The organism is Streptomyces sp. NPDC002643, assembly GCF_053592555.1.
This window is the reverse complement of the sequence record NZ_JBSFVY010000012.1, coordinates 241,818-257,073: the sequence shown is the minus strand read 5'-3', so window position 1 is coordinate 257,073 and position 15,256 is coordinate 241,818. Positions and strand designations below refer to the sequence as shown.

Sequence of the window (15,256 nt, the reverse complement as noted above, 5' to 3'; positions counted from 1 at the left end):
CTTCCGGGTGGTGCCGTCGGCTCAGGGCCGACCGGCCGACGGCGCCACCCCGATGCCCGAGGAAACGGACAGAGAGAAGGGAACGGGGGGATCGGAGTGAGGAACCGGGCGATCCGTGCCGCCACCGTCGCCGCCGTCGCCGCCGCGGCCGCATCCGTGCTCGCCGCCTGCTCGACGGCCGGCGCTCCGACGAACCCGGGGGCGTCTTCCGGCCCTGACGGCGCGGCCACCGTGTCCTCCGCCCGCGTCACCCACGCGCTCCCGGACGACCCCGTACGGATGTTGCTGCCGACGACCGGTGCCGAGGCCCGTTGGGCGCAGGGGCTGGACGCGTTCGGGCAGCAGGTGGCGTACACGGTCGCGGCCTCGTGCGCCGCCGAGGGTGGCTTCGACCTTCCTCAGGACGCCCCGCCGCCCGCGTTCATCCGCTTCTTCGAGTTGCCCGACCTCGACTTCGTCGGCCGGCACGGCTTCGGCCAGAGTGCCGAGGTCCCCTTGCCCTCCGCGCTCCCGGCCGAGGGCCGCTACGGCACCTCCGAAGACGTACGCCGCTGCCGGGACGAGGGCGCTGCCACCGCCGACGCGCTGCGCGAGACCTATATGCCGCTCCAGGCAGGCTGGTTCAAGGAACTCGCCTCGCTGAAGGACGACCCCGCCACGGTCGAGGTCCTGGCCGGACTGCCCGACTGCCTCGCACGCCACGGCATCGACGTCCCCGACGAGGACGGCTTCTTCCGCTACACGGACACCCGACTGCACTCCGCCGCCCCGGAGGACATGGCACGCGAGGACCGAGCCCTGGGCGAGGCGTACGCCGACTGCATGCGCCCGGTGGAAGCCGTCCGCGAGCCGATCCGCGAGCGGCTGCGCACCCGCTTCCTCGATGACCACGCCGCCGAGGTCGACAAGTTGCGCGAAACCCTGGTGCCGTCGTTGCGCGACGCCGAGGAAGAGCACGGCGTACGCCTCTCCTTCCCCGCGCCCTGACGGGTTCCGGCCCGACGCCCCCCTGAGCGCATGGGCCGCGGCGGCTACTCGCCGGACCGCGATGCCTGCTGGAGGTTCGTCTGCCGGAGGTCCGCCTGCTGGAGTTCGGCGAGCAACTCGGTGCGGCCGGCGATCAGTTCCGTCAGGATGCGGCGGGACGCGCGCAGCAGCTCGGCCACATCGCCGCCGGCGAGTTCGTAGCTCACGGTCGAACCCTGCCGGACGGAGACCACGATCCCCGATCGGCGCAGTACCGCCAGTTGCTGGGAGAGGCTGGACGGTTCGATCTCGATCTCGGCGAGCAGGTCGCGTACCGGGACGGGGCCGTTCTGCAGCAGCTCCAGGACCCGTATGCGTACGGGGTGACCGAGCATGCGGAAGAACTCGGCCTTGGCCTGGTAGAGCGGGACCTGCATGGGAATCCTTCCCTGCCGCGTGACGAACCGAATTCTCGTGGAACCGATCCTGGTGGAACCGATCCTCGGGGATGCGGCCCCGCACACCCAGTGGATTGCTCTGATCTGGATGTGCCCATGTGAAGAAATCTTCAAGTCATGGGCGTGCGTGCGGGGCCGTGGCTGTCAGGTCCCGGACGTCCTAGACGTCGATGACGGCCTCGACGCGCTTGAGCTGGTGGCGGGCCATGGCCAGGTTCGATTTCGCCCGGTCGAGCACGAGGTAGAGGAACAGGCCGTTGCCGCTGCGGCTCTTGAGCGGCTGGATCAGGTGGTACTGGCTGCCGAGCGTGATCAGCACGTCCTCGATGTCGCTCTTGAGGCCGAGGTGTTCCATCGTGCGGGTCTTGGCGCGGATCACATCCGTGTTGCCCGCCGCCGCGACGGTCAGGTCGAGATCCTTGCCGCCGCCCAGGGTGCCCAGCGCCATACCGCTGGTGTAGTCGACCAGGGCGGTCCCCAGCGCGCCCTCGATCGACGTCATGATCTCCTTCAGTGAGACCTCCACATTGCTCATTCCGGTATCTCCTCGCCCATGCCGGTATCTCCTCCTGCCGGTCACTGCGCGGTTCGGGCCTCGCCCTCCCCGCCGGTGCCCAGGACCCTATGGAGCGCCCCTGCCCGGCGGCCCCCGTTGTTCCGGTACTGCACGAGAGAGCCCGAAGATGTCGGATGGTGCGACACCGGTGACCGATCGTGTTCGACGGGGACCACGGGGCCGGGAGGGGCGGAGGGCGTTCGGCCCCCGGCGGGGTGGGCGCCCGGGCCCGCTACCCTGGCCGGATGCTTGAGAACATTCCTCCCTGCCCGAAGTGCTCCTGCGAGTACACGTATGTGATGAACGCCCTCGTGGTGTGCCCGGAGTGCAACCACGAATGGGCACCCGCCGAGACCGGTGCACAGGGCGCGGACGCCGCCGGGACGCAGGCCGTCAAGGACTCGGTCGGCAATGTGCTGCGGGACGGTGACACCGTGGTCGTCGTCAAGGCCCTCAAGGTCAAGGGCAGCCCTTCGGGAATCAAGGCCGGTACGAAGGTGCGCAACATCCGGCTGGTCGACGGGGTCGACGGCCATGACATCGACTGCAAGATCGACGGCTTCGGCGCGATGCAGCTCAAGTCCAGCGTGGTCAAGAAGGCCTGACCCTCCCCATGCCTCCCCACCCCGCCCCACCCCGCCCCACCTCGTTCCTCCCAACCCCGCTCCTCCCCTCCCCCGCCCCCGACCCGCCGGTGAGCGGATCTCATGTGCACCAGTGGGATGATGAATTGCAAAATCTTGCAATTGGTTAGATGCTTTGTTGCCTGTGTTCGAGGAAAGAAGGGGCCTGGCGATGAGGAGGTCGCTCGGCCGGGCCGTCGCCCGGCTCGCAGCGCTGATGCCCGGCCGCGGTGATCTGGCGGAGATGCGCCGCGATCCGCGAAGGGACCTGCTGGCCGGTCTCACGGTGGCGATCGTGGCGCTGCCGCTGGCACTCGGTTTCGGTGTCTCCTCCGGGCTCGGCGCCGAGGCGGGGCTGGCGACCGCGGTGGTGGCGGGGGCGCTCGCCGCGGTGTTCGGCGGTTCGAATCTCCAGGTGTCAGGGCCGACCGGCGCGATGACCGTGGTGCTGGTGCCGATCGTCGCGGAGCACGGCCCGTCCGGGGTGCTCACCGTGGGGCTGATGGCGGGCGTGATCCTCGTCGCGCTCGCCCTGCTCAGGGCGGGCAAGTACATGCAGTACGTGCCCGCGCCCGTGGTGGAGGGCTTCACCCTCGGCATCGCCGCCGTGATCGGACTCCAGCAGATCCCGGGTGCGCTGGGAGTGTCCAAGCCCGAGGGCGACCGGGTCCTCGTGGTGACCTGGCGCGCTCTGGAGGAGTTCGCGCGGCACCCGAACTGGACCGCCGTCGCCTTCGCCCTGTCGGTCGCCGCCGTCATGCTGCTCGGCGCCCGGCTGCGGCCCACGGTCCCCTTCTCCATCCTCGCGGTGATCGGCGCCACCGTCGTCGCCCAGCTGGCCGGCCTGGACGCGGCGAAGCCGATCGGGGACCTGCCGGCCGGACTGCCCACCCCCTCGCTGGCCTTCCTCGACCCGGGCTCGCTGACCTCGCTGCTCGCCCCGGCGGTGGCGGTCGCGGCGCTGGCCGCCCTGGAGTCCCTGCTGTCGGCCTCGGTCGCCGACGGTATGACGGTCGGCCAGCAGCACGACCCGGACCGCGAGCTGCTGGGCCAGGGCGTGGCCAATCTCGCCGCGCCCCTGTTCGGCGGTGTGCCGGCGACCGGCGCGATCGCGCGGACCGCGGTCAACGTCCGCACCGGCGCGAGTTCCCGGCTCGCCTCCCTCGTCCACGCCGCCGTCCTCGCCGTGATCGTCTTCGCGGCCGCGCCCCTCGTCTCGAAGATCCCGCTCGCCGCCCTCGCGGGCGTACTGCTGGCCACCGCGATCCGCATGGTCGAGGTCGGCTCGCTGCGGGCGATGGCCAGGGCCACCCGCTCCGACGCCCTGATCCTCGTACTGACCGCCGTCGCGACCCTCGCCCTCGACCTCGTCTACGCCGTGATCATCGGCCTCCTCGTCGCGGGCGCCCTCGCCCTGCGTGCCGTGGCCAAGCAGGCCCGGCTGGCCCAGGTCCCCCTCGACCGCGGCGACCACAGCGCCGAGGAGCACGCGCTGCTGGCCGAGCACATCGTGGCCTACCGCATCGACGGGCCGCTGTTCTTCGCCGCCGCCCACCGCTTCCTCCTCGAACTGGCCGAGGTCGCCGACGTACGCGTGGTCATCCTGCGTATGTCCCGGGTGTCGACCGTCGACGCCACTGGCGCCCTGGTCCTGAAGGACGTACTGGAGAAGCTGAACCGGCGCGGCATCGTCGTCATGGCCTCCGGCATCCGCCCCGGCCAGCGCCAGGTGCTGCACTCCGTAGGCGCGCTGGAACTGCTGTGCCGGGAGGGCGGCGAGTACGCCACCACGCCCGAGGCGATCCAGGGGGCCCGCGCCTACCTGGGGCGGGCCGGTGTCATGGTGCCGCGCCCGGCCCGGACGTCACGGCCGCCACTCGGCGACGGCACCAGGGAAACCATCAAGGACGAAGCAGAGGAAACCGTCACATGAGCACTCCGCCCTCGCCTTTGCGCATGGTCGAGGTCTCGGGCGCCGAGGCCCTGTGGCTGCTGGAGGGCAGCTCGCTGGGGCGGCTGGTGTACACACAGCGGGACCAGATCGTCGTCCGGCCCGGTCGGCACACCTGGGAGTACGGGCGGCTGGTGGTGCGTACGCCCGCGCCCGCCACCGCGGTCGCGGCGACGGCGACGTACCACGTGGACGAGATCCGGGCGGTGGGCGGCACCGGCTGGACGGTCACCGTCGCCGGACCCGTCGATGTGATCACCGATCCCGACGAGGCGGCCCACCATCGGCGCACTCTCTCGGGCTGGACCCACGGCCCGCACGACACCCTGCTGCGGCTGCACCCCAAGACGGTGACCGGGTTCCGCCTCACCCGCGCGGAGGCGTGATGGGCGTCCAGCTCGATGTGCTGCCCTACCGGCATGTGCTCACGCTGCCGATGATGCCGTCGGCGGTCCGGACGGCCCGGGAGACCGCCGAACAGGCCCTCGTCGAGTGGGGCATAGGACTGCGCCACCCCACGGTCGACCCGGCGCTGCTGATCCTGAGCGAGCTGGTCACCAACAGCGTCCGGCACGCCGCCGTGCTCTCCCCGCAGGTCACCGTCATCTACGCGGCGGGCGAGGACTGTCTGGCCTTCGCCGTGCACGACCGCCACCCCTACCAGCCGCCGCTGTACGCGTCGGCCGGCCGAGACGGCGACGGCGACGGGACGGGCACCGGCTACGGGACGGGCGGGCTGGCCACCGTCATGGAACTCACCCTCGGCCTGGGCGGCACGGCGGTGGTCAGGGGCGACGCCGACGGCAGGGGCAAGAGCATCTGGATCACCCTGCCCCTGTGAGGCCATCGATGTATAGACTTGCTCATCTTTGCAATTGTTGAGATTGTCACCGCTGTTCTCGGGAGACTCCGTTCTCGTACGCGGATTCGGTGTCGCCGCCGACGCAGGCGAGGATGGGCCGCATGTGTGTGACGAGCGAAGCAAGGTGGGGGTCCCCCCGACCGAAGGGTGGGGGAGGGTGGAAGCGATGCGCCAAGGAGCGGCCGATAGAGCTGTACCACGCCGCCAGGGAGGGGACGGCACGATGACGACCCCGCTGTACCAACTGAAGGCCGAGTTCTTCAAAACGCTCGGGCACCCCGCGCGCATCCGGGTGCTGGAGCTGCTGAGCGAGCGCGAGCACGCCGTGGCGGAGATGCTGCCCGAGGTAGGGATCGAACCGGCCCATCTGTCGCAGCAGCTCGCGGTGCTGCGCCGGGCGAACCTGGTCGTGACCCGCAAGGAGGGCTCGACCGTGTACTACTCGCTGACCAGCCCGCACATCGCCGAACTGCTCAAGGTCGCCCGCGCCATCCTGTCCGGTGTGCTCGCCGGACAGGCCGAACTGCTCGCGGACCTGCGGGCCGCCCAGGCACAGACGAAACCCCCGTCCTGAGGGAGCGGGGGACGCCGACAGCCGATCCGTGCTCGGGCGCGCGAGCGCATCCGGGCAGCGCGACGAGCTACGCGACCCCCTGCGCGCGGCCCAGGAGGAACGCCGCGCGATCGACGAGCATGCGGACGCTCTCGATGCCCGCCCGAAGGTTTCGTCGGTGGACGAAAACGGCGAGGTCGAGGGCGACGTGGGCGAAGCAGTACGCCAGCACGCCGGGTCCGGCCACCTCTTCACCGGCGGCGCGGAGCATCCGCACCGCCGCAGGGGTGAGGTCGGGGGTGCTCAGCAGCGTCGCGTAGTCGAAGGCTCTGGTGCCGCTGCCCAGTGCCTCGATGTCGACGACACCGGTGACACGGCCCGCGTGGAAGAGGATGTTGCCGGGGCGGAAGTCACCGTGGACCAGGTCGCCTGTGGGCAGGGTGACCGGCCCGTGGGCGGCGAGCAGCCGTTCGCAGACGCCGACGAGTTCCCGTCCCGTCGGGTCGGTCCCGGCCGCCTGCCGCCACAGGTCTTCACACCGGCCGGTCATGCGGTCCGTCACATACCGCGACCAGCACCGCTGCGGGTCGGGGTCGAGACCGGCATGGGTCTCCAGGAGGTCGATCAGCGTCCGGGCCTCCCTCGCGGTGACCCGGCTCGGGCTGCGGCCGGGTACGAACTCCTGGATCTGGTATCCGAAGCCGTCCGGGCCGGGGCCGACGGCGAGCCAGGCCGGCGTCGGATATCCGGCGGCGCGGATCTTCGCGACACCCCCGGCGGCTCGCTCGATCCGAGGGGCCCAGTCGCGGTCGGGGCCCCGCTTCAGTACCGCCTGCCGGCCGGTGTCGTCGATCAGTGACCAGGCTCCGGACTGAAACCCGTCATCGAATCGGTGATCCAGCCGGAACCGGGTGCCATGAGCGTGGTTCGCCTCGCTCAGAACGGCTCTGGCGAGGCGCGCATCGGCTCGGTCGGACCACATCATGCGCCGCACGCTACTGAGCCCCCGCTCCGAGCCGCAACGGCGTTCACGCCTCACCTCCGATGCGGACCCTTCAGAGAAGACGCAGCGCCTCGGACGCGCCTTTCCGGTGGATCTAGATGTCAGCGGCTGCCGCTATGCGCTTCAGGTTGTGGCGGGCCAGGGCGAGGTTGGCCCGGCCCCTGTCGAGAGCGAGGTAGATGAACAGGGCGCCGCCATGGGCCGAGAGCGGCCGGATGATGTGGTACTGGCCGCCCAGGGTGATGAGTACGTCCTCCACGTCGTCCTGGATGCCGAGGGCCTCCAGCGTGCGGGCCTTGGCCCTGATGACCTCGGTGTTGCCGGCCGCCGCGACCTCCATGTCGAGGTTCTTGTCGCCGCCGAGGGTGCCGAGCGACATACCGCTCTCGTAGTCGACGATCGCCACTCCGACGGCGCCATCGATCACCATGGCCTCCTTGAGTGCGGTCTCGATGTTCATGCGCTCCCTCTCCCCTGCGTCTGCCGGTTGGGCCGGGACCTGATGCTACGTACTTGCGAAGAACGGGAGTGCGCCAATTGCAAAACTCTTCAACCCGGCAGCTGACGAAAAGTGAGGATCATCGCGGCTCGGGAGGGCTGCTCGCCGGGAAAGCGCCGGTCTACTCTTCTCCCACTGAACAGCCTTTCGAGGGCACGGCACATGAAAAGGGTGACGGGTGATGCCGCTGAGACCCGGCGACGCGGAGTCCATAGGCGGCTACACGCTGACCGACCGGCTCGGCAGTGGCGGCATGGGCGTCGTCTTCCTGGGCCGTTCGGCCTCGGGACGGCAGGTCGCCGTCAAGGTCGTGCACCCGCCGTACGCGCAGGACGAGGAGTTCCGTACGCGCTTCCGGCAGGAGATCGCGGCGGCACGCCAGGTGAGCGGGGCGTTCACGGCTCCGGTGGTGGACGCCGATCCGGACGCCGAGCAGCCGTGGATGGCGACCCTGTACGTACCGGGCCGCACCCTGTCGGACGTCGTGGCGAAGGACGGCCCGCTGGGCAGAGGTGAGTTGCGCACACTCGCGCTGGGCCTGGTCGAGGCGCTGCGGGACATCCACCGGGTGGGCGTGGTGCACCGTGATCTGAAGCCGAGCAACATCCTGATGGCCGAGGACGGGCCCCGTGTCATCGACTTCGGCGTCTCGCACGCCGTCGACAACGAAGCCCTCACCATGACCGGGCGGTTGATCGGCACCCCGCCCTTCATGTCGCCGGAGCAGTTCGCCTCCCCACGGGAGGTCACCGCCGCCTCGGACGTGTTCTCGCTGGGGTCGGTACTGGTGTACGCGGCCACCGGCACCCGTCCGTTCGACGGGAGCAGCCCCTATCTGACGGGCTACCAGGTGATGTACGAGGCTCCGGCCCTGGACGGAGTCGCCGAACCGCTCCGGAGCATCGCCGAACGCTGTCTGGCCAAAGATCCGGCGGCCCGGCCCGCACTCGCCGAACTGCACCGGATGGTGCTGACGTTGCCGGAGTCGGCGGAGTCCGGGGCCTCCGTGGGCTCGCCTGGTTCCGCTGGTGCCCCTGATTCCTCTGGTGCTCCGGATGGCACCACCCAGGTGGCCTCGGACGGGCGTTCCACCCGTCATGGACGTCGAGGGCCACGTATCCTCATCGGCCTCGTCGCGGCTCTGGTGGTCACCGGGCTGAGCTTCTCGCTGATGACGACGGCGGGGGAAACCGAGGGGAAGGGCGGGGCGGACGGGACGGACGGTTCCCCGTCACCCACCGAGTCCGCCTCCGCATCCGGCTCCGGCTCCGAGTCGGGCTCCCCCTCGTCCGCCTCCGGCGGGGCGGTGACTCTGCCGCCGACGCATGTGCGGTGGGACTACCAGATCGGCGGTGCGTACGCCCTGCCGAGCGGGGTGCGGGTGGTCAGCCGTAGCCATGAGGACCCGTCCTCGCCGAACGCGTACAACATCTGCAATTTCAACGCCCTCCAGGCGCAGGAGGGCGCGGAGGACGACTGGGACTCCGATCTGCTGCTGCGTGACGCCGACGGGAACGTCGTCTACGACCAGGACTGGAACGAGGCGGTCCTGGACATCCGTACGGCCGCCAAGCGCAAACGTATCGCCGCCCGGGTGAACGCCTGGATCGACGAGTGCGCGGCCAAGGGGTACCAGGCCGTCGAGCCCGACAACTACGACACCTTCACCCGCTTCCCGGACTACCTCAAGGCCGGTCAGGCCAAGGCGTTCATGAAGCTGCTGTCGGCGCACGCCCATGCGAAGGGCCTCGCCATCGCCCAGAAGAACACCCTGGAGCTGGCGCCCGTCCGTGCCTCCGTGGGCCTGGACTTCGCCGTGGTGGAAGAGTGCGGCGAGTGGAACGAGTGCGGTGAGTTCGCCCAAGCGTTCGACAACAAGGTGTTCGTCGTCGAGTACACGGCGGAGGGACTGGAGAACGCGTGCTCCGGCTGGAGCGGCACGCTGAGCATCGTCCGCCGCGATCTGGACGTCGTACCCAAGGCCACGGGCGGCTATCTGCGCGAGACCTGCTGACCAGGCCTCAGGCTTTGCGCAGCGCGAGGACGACGTTGTGTCCGCCGAAGCCGAAGGAGTGGCTGACGGCGGTGCGGATGTCCTGTGCGCGGGGTTGTTTGGTGACGCAGTCGAGGTCGAAGTCCGCGTCCGGTGCCTGGAGGTTGGCGATGGGCGGGACTCGGCGGTGCTGGATGGTCAGTACGGTCAGGGCCGCCTCGATGGCGCCCGCGGCGCCGAGGGTGTGACCGAGGACGCCCTTGGCCGCCGTGACGCTGGGGCGGTGCGGGAGGGCGCGGGAGATAAGCGCGGCCTCGGTCGAGTCGTTGAGGGGGGTCGAGGTGCCGTGGGCGTTGACGTGGTCGACGTCGTGCGGACCGATGCCGGCCTCGTCGAGCGCGCCGTTCAGAGCCGCTTCGGCGCCGGGCGCGCCCTCGGGAGGCGCGGTGGGGTGGTGGGCGTCGGTGCTGCTGCCGCAGCCGGTGAGCAGGGCGCGGGGGCGTGCGCCGCGCGCGGCGGCGTCCACGGCGCGTTCCAGGACCAGGACGCCGGCGCCTTCGGCCATGACGAAGCCGTCGCGGTCGTCGGCGAAGGGGCGGGAGGCCTCGGCGGGGGCGTCGGTGCGTACGGAGAGCGCGCCCATGCGCCAGAAGCCCGCGGTGCTCAGGCGGGAGACGGCGGCTTCGACCCCTCCGGCGATCGCGATGTCGCAGACGCCGGCGTGGAGGAGGTCGCGGGCCGCGGCGATCGCGGTGGCACCGGAGGCGCAGGCGGTGGCGGGGGCGAAACCGATGCCACGGGCGTTCAGGTCGATGGAGACCTCGCCGACAGCGAGATTCGGGATGATCTTCGGGATGGCGAGGGCGGAGACCTGCTGAACACCGTCCTGTTCCAGGCGCCGGGCCTGCGTCTCCGTCTCCTCCAGCCCGCCCATTCCACAGCCGATGACGACGGCGACGCGGGACGGTTCCCAGGTGGCGGGGTCAAGTCCGGCGTCGCGTACGGCCTCCCGCGCGGCGAGCACGGCGAACTTGGCCGGGCGTCCCATGCGCCAGGATTTGCGGCCGATGCGCCGGTCGAGTGCCTGGCCGGGGAGGGGGACGCGGCAGGAGAAGTCCACGGGGAGGCCGGCGAGGGCGGGGTCGGGGGCGGCGAGGGAGCGGCCCGCTAGTACGGTCTGCCAGGCCGCCTCGGCCCCTTCACCCGCGGGGGTGACGAGACCGAGGCCGGTGACGGCGACCGGGGGCTTTGCCGGGCTCATCGGGCTCCCGCTCCGGCTCCGGTGGTACGCAGCTCGTCCAGGGCGGTGGCGAGGGCGCCGAGAGTCGAGGTGCGGGTGACATGACCGCCGTCGATCTCGATCACGACGCCGAGGTCGTTCCGAAGGATCACCAGCAGCTCGGCCTGGGCCAGGGAATCGAGTTGCAGGTCCTGGAGGGTGGACTCGGGGGTGATCTCGTCGTCCGGGACGTTGAAGGTGGAGGTCAGTACGGTGCGGAGGATGTCGTAGGAGTCGGTGGAGGGGGAGGTGGAGGCGGAGGGGGACATGGGGTTCTCTCTTCCGTGGTCAGTGGGCCGGTCGTGCCGGTGGAGCCGGTCGTGCCGGTGGGGCTGTCTGGGGGTGCCAGTCCATGAGGAGCATTCCGCCGGAGGCTCCGCTGGCCAGGCCGTACAGGCCCACCAGGTCTCCGGGGCGGAGGCGGCCGGTGCGGGAGGCTTCGGCGAGTTGCAGGGGGACGGTGGCGGTGGCGACGTTGCCGAAGCGGGTGAACGTCGGCACGGTCCGGTCCTCGTCGATGCCCAGGGAGTCGAGGGTGAGTCGGGTGAAGGGCACGGATGCCTGGTGGAGGCAGACGAGGTCGAGGTCCCCGGGCTTTCGGCCCAGGCCGCGCAGGGCGTCGGTGCAGGCGGCGGCCATGCCGTCGAACGCGGCGGCCAGGGCCTGCGAGTCGAAGCGGACGGCCGGTCGCGGGTCGTCCGGCGTGAAGTACGGGTTGGTGGCGGTCGCCGCCTGCCAGCCGGAGGAGTTGGCGAAGAAGCGGGCGGCGAGCAGGCCCGGCCGGCCGCTCGCCTCCAGCAGCATGGCGGCGCCGAGATCGCCGAGGGTGAGCGCGGGCAGGAGGAGGGCGAGTTCGTCGCGGTTCCGGGCGGGTTGGCGGGTGTGGACGGTGCCGCGTTCGCCGGTGGTGACGAGGACGCGTCCGTAGGCGCCGCCGCGGATCAGGGCGTCGGCGGTCTCCATGGCGTTGAGGAAGCCGTTGCAGGCGTTCTGGATGTCGAAGACCGGTGCGGTGACGCCGAGTTTGTGTGCGACGACATGCGCGGTCGCGGGCTCCTCCAGGTCCTCGCAGGCAGAGGCGAACAGCAGCAGGTCGATGTCGTCGGCGGTGAGGCCGGTCTCGTCCAGGACTCGGCGGGCCGCGGCTGCCGCGAGGTCGGAGGGCCAGGTGCCGTGGGGCGCGACGCGGCGCTCCTCGAAGCCGTACATCTGCTTCAACAGGCCGGGCAGCAGCCGGACTTCGGGGTTGCGCGCGCGGACCTCGTGCTCGATCTCCTCCCCGTGCTGCCTGCGCGTGGGGATGTGGACGGCGACGTGACGGACCGTGCTGTGGCGGAGGACGGGTGCGTCGCCGTAGCGCGGACCGGGTGCGTCGCTGTGGCGGGGAACGGGTGCGTCGCTGTGGCGGGGAACGGGTGTCATCGCTGGAAGCGGACCGTTCCCGCGCCGCTGACCGTGCGCAGGCCTCGGCTGACGCAGGAGGTCACATCGCTGGTCGGGGTGGCGCTGCCGGTCATGAAGGCTCCGGTGAGCGGGCCTCGGGTGACGTTGCCGCCCAGGAGTGCGTCGGCGGGGTTGTAGCCGTTGACCGAGCGCCGGTTGGGCACGATGACCGAGGTGCCGGCGCGTCGGCCGGAGGCGTCGTACCACCTGACGGTGACCGATCCGCCGATGCCGGAGCCGCCGGAGCAGCTGGCCCGGCCGCTGCCGCTCATCGTGGCGGTGCCGGAGCGCAGTCGGCTCGCGGAGCGGTCCGGTGAGACGCAGCCGGTGACGCGGAAGGTGGCGCTGACGCGGGTCGCGCGGGTCCGGACGCCCAGCGGAGGGGCGAAGGTGATGGGGTGGGCCGCGCTGGTGGCGACATGGCAGGTCAGCACGGTTCGGCCGGGGGCCATGGTGGTGGGCGGGCCTGCCGCCAGCGCCCCGAGGGCGAGCACGGCGGCGGACACGGCGATACGGCGGGTGAGCGGGGGCGTCATGCGCGGTCTCCTCGGTGGTGGGTGGCGGTTGCCACGGGGGCGGGCTTCTCGGGGTGGCCGGGACGCTGCGGGGGCAGCGCGGGGCGTACGGCGACGGGCGGGACCAGGCGGTGCAGAACGCGGGGCATCCACCAGTTGCGGTGGCCGAGCAGCCGCATCAGGGCCGGTACGACGACGATGCGGATCAAGGTGGCGTCCAGCAGGACGGCCGCGGCGACGAGGAAGCCCAGTTGCTGGAAGTCCTGGCGGTGGGTGGCCATCAGCCCGGCGAAGACGGTCGCCATCACGGCGGCGCCGACGGTGATGGGGCGGGCGCTGTCGCGCATACCGCGCGCGACCGCCTCCCGGTGGTCGCCCGTGGTGCGGTAGTGCTCGGTGACGCGGTGGACGAGCAGGATCTCGTAGTCCAGCGAGAGCCCGAAGACGACCGTGAGGGCCAGCAGCGGGACGCCGACGTTGACGGTCTGGGCGGTCTGCCCGGTGACCCAGGCCAGGAGGCCGAACGCGGCGGCCGTGGACAGGACGTTCATGGCCAGCGCCTTCAACGGCAGGACGACACTGCGGAACGCCACGAGCATCAGCAGGAACGAGCCCGTGGCCGCGAGCACGGCGACCGGTTTCGCCGCGGCCACCGCGGCGTCCCGGAGGTCGGCGAGCGCGGCGGCCGGTCCGCCGGAGTACGCCGGCCGGCCCGGCAGCGTCTGGGCGGCGGTGGCGCGCAGGTCGTCGACGAGGCCGGCGGAGGCGGGGCTGTCGGCGCGGACGCGGTCGGTGATGGTGACGACGGTCAGGTCCCGCCCGTTGTCGAGTACACCGAACCCGCTGACGCGCGGGTCTGAGCGCAGGGCGTCGGCGAGGAGCGTGGTGTCCACGGGCCCCGTGCCGGGGCGGTGCGGGAGGGCGAGGAAGGTGACGTTCGTGAGCCCGTCGGCCTCCAGTTGCTGGAGCCCGCGCCCCGCCGGGGTGTCGGCGATGGCGCCACGGTCCAGTTGGAGCCCGAGGCGCAACTGCCCGGCCGGTGCGGCGGCGAGGGCCACCACGGCGAGGGCACCCAGCAGATACGGCCACGGGCGGCGCATCAGATGCCGGGTGAAGCGCTCGCCCAGGGCGGCCGGAGGGGTGGGGCGCTCCCCGAGGGACGGACGTACGACATGCTCCTCCGGAGCCGGACGGGCTAGGCGACCGCCGCCCTGGTCGGGGCAGGGCCGGCTGCGGTCACTGCCCTGGCCGGTGCGGAGCCGATCACCGGCCCGGCCGACGCGGAGCCGACCGCTGCCCGGGCCGAGGCGGAACCGGCTGCGGCCACTGCCTCGACCGGTGTGGAGTCGGCCCCGGCCACCGCCCCGGGCGACGCGGAGCCGTCCCCACGTCAGCAGCGCGTCGAGGCGGGCGAGGGCGGCGGGCAGCGCGGTGACGGCCACGACGGCGGTGGAGGCCGTGGCCACGACGGCCGCCGCGGCCATGGTCCGGACGAAGTCCAGCGGCACGGTCAGCAGCCCCGTACAGGTCAGTACGACCGCGCCCGCACACCACAGCACCGCCCGCCCGGCGGAGGCCCTGGTGCGTCGTGCGGCCTCCAACGGAGCGTCGCCGTCCCGGCGGTGGCGGCGGTAACGCAGCAGGATCAGCAGGGAGTAGTCCAGCCCGACCGCGAGACCGACGGTGCTGACGACGGTCAGCGAGGTGCTGTCGACCGGCAGTACGGTCCCCAGCGCGGCCATGGCCCCGGCGCCCAGCAGTACGCCGAAGGCGGCCGTCCCCAGCAGCACCACGGCGGAGCCCACCGCGCCCAGGCCGACGGTCAGCACCACCAGGGCCGCCGGGAGCGTCACCGCCTCCACCGTCCGCAGATCGGCGAGGCCGGTCCGCTGCAACTCCGCGGCCACCGGCGGGAATCCGGTGAGCGCCACCTCGACCCGGCCCGACGAGGCGCGGGCGGCGGCCCTTTCGGCACGCTCCTGCCAGAGGGGCAGAAGCGGCCCGAGATCGGCGTCCCCCCGTACACCGGCCGCCAGGTAGGTGTGGTGCGGGTCGAGGTCCGGCGGGGCCGGGACGGACATGACCTGGCCGATGCCCGGCGCCGATCCGAGGGCTTCGGTGGTCGCGGCGAGCGCCCGCTGGTAGGGCTCCGCGTCCAGGGTGAGGGTCGGGGAGTCGAAGGCGAGGATCACCTGTCGGCTGCCGATCTCGGGGAAGCCGCGCTCGATGAGTGCGGTGGCGCGCGCGGACGAACTGCCCGGCGCCTCAAGGGACATCTCCTGTGGGTGATGGAGCCCCACGGGGATCGCGAGCCCGGCCGCCAGCGCGAGAAGCGCCCACATGAGGACGAGCAACCGGCCCGGCAGGACGGACCACCGGCCCCGCAGGCCGGACCATCGGCCCCGCATGACGAGCCATCGGCTCCGCCGCCGCCCCGTCGTCGGCTTCAGCATGCGCGCGATCTCCTGTCGAAGCCCCCTCAACACTCCGTTGACGGAAGGCCGTTGATCCGAACATTCGACAACTCGCAATAAAGGGAGCAATCGTGTCCAGAG

The 15,256-nt window shown here is 71.7% G+C and carries 16 protein-coding genes; 7 read left to right on the top strand and 9 right to left on the bottom strand.

The genetic code is table 11. The annotated features are described in order from the left end of the window. Positions 1 to 96: 96 nt before the first annotated feature. On the top strand, positions 97 to 987 hold the full coding sequence (locus ACWD4G_RS20430; protein WP_451295285.1) for a hypothetical protein: 891 nt from the start codon (positions 97 to 99) through the stop codon (positions 985 to 987). 44 nt (positions 988 to 1,031) lie between these two features. Here ACWD4G_RS20430 and ACWD4G_RS20425 read toward each other — a convergent pair whose 3' ends face one another. Both ACWD4G_RS20425 and ACWD4G_RS20420 read right to left on the bottom strand, forming a co-directional pair. Continuing rightward, a complete protein-coding gene (locus ACWD4G_RS20425) occupies positions 1,032 to 1,403 on the bottom strand; it encodes an ArsR/SmtB family transcription factor (RefSeq protein WP_451295283.1) in 372 nt (123 codons plus the stop codon). Between the two features lie 181 nt (positions 1,404 to 1,584). Then, a complete protein-coding gene (locus ACWD4G_RS20420) occupies positions 1,585 to 1,959 on the bottom strand; it encodes a hypothetical protein (protein ID WP_451295281.1) in 375 nt (124 codons plus the stop codon). Between the two features lie 266 nt (positions 1,960 to 2,225). Here ACWD4G_RS20420 and ACWD4G_RS20415 point away from each other — a divergent pair, with 266 nt between their 5' ends. The 5 genes from ACWD4G_RS20415 (at position 2,226) to ACWD4G_RS20395 (ending at position 5,990) form a co-directional block, all read left to right on the top strand. Then, positions 2,226 to 2,585, top strand: coding sequence for a zinc ribbon domain-containing protein YjdM (locus tag ACWD4G_RS20415; protein WP_451295279.1), 360 nt, complete (start codon positions 2,226 to 2,228; stop codon positions 2,583 to 2,585). A gap of 190 nt (positions 2,586 to 2,775) precedes the next feature. After that, positions 2,776 to 4,536 (top strand): SulP family inorganic anion transporter, encoded by a 1,761-nt coding sequence (locus ACWD4G_RS20410; protein WP_451295277.1) that lies wholly within the window; start codon positions 2,776 to 2,778, stop codon positions 4,534 to 4,536. After that, a complete protein-coding gene (locus tag ACWD4G_RS20405) occupies positions 4,533 to 4,940 on the top strand; it encodes a pyridoxamine 5'-phosphate oxidase family protein (protein ID WP_451295275.1) in 408 nt (135 codons plus the stop codon). Before ACWD4G_RS20410 ends, ACWD4G_RS20405 begins: the two co-directional genes overlap by 4 nt. Beyond that, positions 4,940 to 5,395, top strand: a complete 456-nt coding sequence (locus ACWD4G_RS20400) for an ATP-binding protein (protein ID WP_451295273.1) — start codon at positions 4,940 to 4,942, stop codon at positions 5,393 to 5,395. Before ACWD4G_RS20405 ends, ACWD4G_RS20400 begins: the two co-directional genes overlap by 1 nt. Before the next feature lie 244 nt (positions 5,396 to 5,639). Continuing rightward, entirely contained in the window at positions 5,640 to 5,990 is a 351-nt protein-coding gene (locus ACWD4G_RS20395; RefSeq protein WP_451295271.1) for an ArsR/SmtB family transcription factor, read from the top strand. Between the two features lie 67 nt (positions 5,991 to 6,057). Here ACWD4G_RS20395 and ACWD4G_RS20390 read toward each other — a convergent pair whose 3' ends face one another. Then, complete coding sequence (locus tag ACWD4G_RS20390) at positions 6,058 to 6,954, bottom strand: phosphotransferase family protein (protein WP_451295269.1); 897 nt, start codon at positions 6,952 to 6,954, stop codon at positions 6,058 to 6,060. Positions 6,955 to 7,066: 112 nt separating this feature from the next. After that, positions 7,067 to 7,432: a hypothetical protein gene (locus ACWD4G_RS20385; RefSeq protein WP_451295267.1), complete on the bottom strand. Its 366-nt coding sequence runs from the start codon at positions 7,430 to 7,432 to the stop codon at positions 7,067 to 7,069. Between the two features lie 220 nt (positions 7,433 to 7,652). Between ACWD4G_RS20385 and ACWD4G_RS20380 the strand changes: the two genes are divergently transcribed. Next, entirely contained in the window at positions 7,653 to 9,485 is a 1,833-nt protein-coding gene (locus ACWD4G_RS20380; RefSeq protein WP_451295265.1) for an endo alpha-1,4 polygalactosaminidase, read from the top strand. Between the two features lie 7 nt (positions 9,486 to 9,492). Here ACWD4G_RS20380 and ACWD4G_RS20375 read toward each other — a convergent pair whose 3' ends face one another. The 5 genes from ACWD4G_RS20375 to ACWD4G_RS20355 are packed head-to-tail and all read right to left on the bottom strand — an operon-like array spanning position 9,493 to position 15,154. Further along, complete coding sequence (locus ACWD4G_RS20375) at positions 9,493 to 10,725, bottom strand: beta-ketoacyl-[acyl-carrier-protein] synthase family protein (protein ID WP_451295263.1); 1,233 nt, start codon at positions 10,723 to 10,725, stop codon at positions 9,493 to 9,495. Next, positions 10,722 to 11,012 carry an acyl carrier protein gene (locus ACWD4G_RS20370; protein WP_451295261.1) on the bottom strand — a complete coding sequence of 97 codons (291 nt, stop codon included), beginning with the start codon at positions 11,010 to 11,012 and terminating at the stop codon, positions 10,722 to 10,724. The genes ACWD4G_RS20375 and ACWD4G_RS20370 overlap by 4 nt, the downstream gene beginning before the upstream one ends. Before the next feature lie 19 nt (positions 11,013 to 11,031). Then, complete coding sequence (locus tag ACWD4G_RS20365; protein ID WP_451295259.1) at positions 11,032 to 12,165, bottom strand: 3-oxoacyl-ACP synthase III family protein; 1,134 nt, start codon at positions 12,163 to 12,165, stop codon at positions 11,032 to 11,034. Next, positions 12,162 to 12,722 (bottom strand): hypothetical protein, encoded by a 561-nt coding sequence (locus ACWD4G_RS20360; RefSeq protein ID WP_451295257.1) that lies wholly within the window; start codon positions 12,720 to 12,722, stop codon positions 12,162 to 12,164. The genes ACWD4G_RS20365 and ACWD4G_RS20360 overlap by 4 nt, the downstream gene beginning before the upstream one ends. Further along, positions 12,719 to 15,154, bottom strand: coding sequence for an MMPL family transporter (locus tag ACWD4G_RS20355; protein ID WP_451295255.1), 2,436 nt, complete (start codon positions 15,152 to 15,154; stop codon positions 12,719 to 12,721). The genes ACWD4G_RS20360 and ACWD4G_RS20355 overlap by 4 nt, the downstream gene beginning before the upstream one ends. Between the last annotated feature and the right edge of the window lie 102 nt (positions 15,155 to 15,256).